Raw genomic sequence first — 2,031 nt, forward strand, 5'->3', positions numbered from 1 at the left:
CGCCCCCGCGGGCAGCGCGCGGAGCCCGCTCCAGCGCCCGGGTCGAGTCGCGCCAACCAGCACGGGCCCGGCCTTCCAGACAGCGGGCGCCGGGGGCACGGGCGGCCTGCTCGAACGCGTCGGCCGTCGCCTGCACGCGGTCACGGATCAGCGCCGGGGCGTGCTCGCCGCCGAGGGCCCTCAGGTGCCGGGAGGCCAACCGGAAGCTGAACGAGGAGAACGAGCGGCTCCGCAACGAACTCGCCGTAGCCCTCAAACAGTTCCGCGACCGTCGCCGAGGCGTCCCCGCTCCACTCGGTTAGTGTCCGGTCTCGGGGTACGGCCCGACATCGGCGAACCGGCGGATCCGCTCCTGCTCGGCGGTCTCGTCGGAGGCGTCGAAGTGCCGTACCTGGTTCCACCAGCGGTCATGGTCGTAGCCCTCGCAGTGGTTGAACTCATGGGCCGTACTGCGTAGCCGCTGCCACTCCCGCACGATCGCGGCCCGCTGCCACGTCTCTGGCCGTTCCACCGTGAGGAGCGCGTGCAGGAGCCCGGCCGAGTCGCAGACCAGGATGAGCAGAGACCGCATCGCGAAGGACGTCTCACCGGTCTCCCCCACCCTCTCGTACACCCGACCCAACTGGACGTTGAGGAAAGCCTCCAAGGCGCGGACGTCCTCGGGCCTGAGGTCTTCGGCATAGGTGAGGGCGCGCTCGGACGGCAAGGTGGTCATGTAGGTGGGTCCTCCCTTTCCTGCGAGGCCAGCTGGATCAGCTCCGGTGGCGCTGAGTAACGCTACGGCGAGATGACTAACAGTGTCAGCCGCAATCACCCTGCCCCTCACCGGGCTCCCCAAGAGGTTGGAGAAGACTCACGGCGTGCGCTCGGCGCCAAGCAAGCACCGGGCGTGCCGACCCAGCCGGCCGCCAGCCGGCTCTGCCGCAGCATCAGTTCTCTGTGCACCGCTCGGCCTCAAGCGCCCGGGAACTCCTCTCCCATTCCTTCATCAGATTCTGCATGTCGCCGAGATGTTTCATCGCTTCGTCAGGATTGCGGAGCATGATCTGCCGCCCCGCGAAGTACATGGACCGGGACAACTTGCTTCCGTCGTTGACTGCCTTTTCGATCTTGTCAGGGAAGCTCCCTACCCAGGGCCTGTCGATTTCCCTGAGATCTCCGATGAGGTCGCTCAGCTTCGCAGCCGCTTCCCGGTACGCCGCTCCTGCCTTCCTGACATCGGAATCCTCCACAGCACTGCCGCGCTTCCCCTTCTCGGTAAGAATCTGGAAGGAATCACGGGAATCCTCCACTGCCGCCCAGAAACGCAGAGCACGCCTGTCACACACTGCGTTCGCCTTGGCCCTCCATTCATACGGCCACGTCACACTTGCAAGGAGAGCAACAACACCTGCCACGGCAGCAGCGGCAGCCAGCCACCAGCCCGTATGGCTCCGGATCCGCGCGAGAACGCTGTCGTCGTCCCGGTCGTCATCCACCGTCACACCTGCTCACCGGCAGGCGTGAACTCCACGTCGGTGCCGCCGCACCCGGCCGCGATGTCGAGCAGCCGGTCCCGCTCCAGCCCATCGACCGCCAAACCCCAGCGCAGCTTCGTCGCCGTCCACTCCGCCCCGTACCGGCACAACGCCTCCGCCGACGGCGGCACCCACTGCGCCGGATCCTGATCCGCCTTCGACCGGTTCGAGCGGGCCGTCACCGCCACCAGGCTGCTCGCCTGCCCGAGGTCGTTCGCGTACGCCTCCCGCCGCGCCGCCGACCACCCCGACGCTCCAGTTGGCGGGGAGCGTCATTCGTACCGTGCAATATTCCCGGCTTCGGAGCAGCTGACAGGCGGATGCGGGCACGTACAGCGGCCGTCGCAGCGCCGTCCATAACGCCACACCGTGTCGCTGTGGCCGGTCGAGAAAGCACGCTGCTTCCACGCACCGTTCGTCCTCGTGGAGGGCAAGCCCGTAGACGGCAGCCAGCTGGACCGTCTGTCCGCCCGTCCGCCCGTCCGCCCGTGCGAGCGCGCCGGGTCGCCTAGCA

Annotated in this window: 3 protein-coding genes and 1 pseudogene; all 4 read right to left on the reverse strand. The window is 68.0% G+C overall.

Features of this window, described 5'->3' with window-relative positions; all coding sequences use genetic code 11:
• Positions 1-235, reverse strand: a 235-nt coding sequence (locus ABZW32_RS39750; protein ID WP_356225787.1) for a hypothetical protein, incomplete at its 3' end; no start/stop codon positions are given.
• Between the two features lie 63 nt (positions 236-298).
• A complete protein-coding gene (locus ABZW32_RS39755) occupies positions 299-715 on the reverse strand; it encodes a hypothetical protein (protein ID WP_356225789.1) in 417 nt (138 codons plus the stop codon).
• A gap of 214 nt (positions 716-929) precedes the next feature.
• Positions 930-1,478 carry a hypothetical protein gene (locus tag ABZW32_RS39760; RefSeq protein ID WP_356225791.1) on the reverse strand — a complete coding sequence of 183 codons (549 nt, stop codon included), beginning with the start codon at positions 1,476-1,478 and terminating at the stop codon, positions 930-932.
• Between the two features lie 2 nt (positions 1,479-1,480).
• Positions 1,481-1,777 (reverse strand): annotated as a pseudogene (locus tag ABZW32_RS39765) (HNH endonuclease); the annotation flags it as partial.
• Positions 1,778-2,031 lie beyond the last annotated feature (254 nt).

The organism is Streptomyces sp. NPDC004667 (genome assembly GCF_040609475.1).
Taxonomy (GTDB): Bacteria; Actinomycetota; Actinomycetes; order Streptomycetales; family Streptomycetaceae; genus Streptomyces.

Coding starts and splice junctions, on each gene's coding strand:
- ABZW32_RS39755 (WP_356225789.1), bottom strand. CDS start 715: ATGACCACCTTGCCGTCCGAGCGCGCCCTCACCTATGCCGAAGACCTC.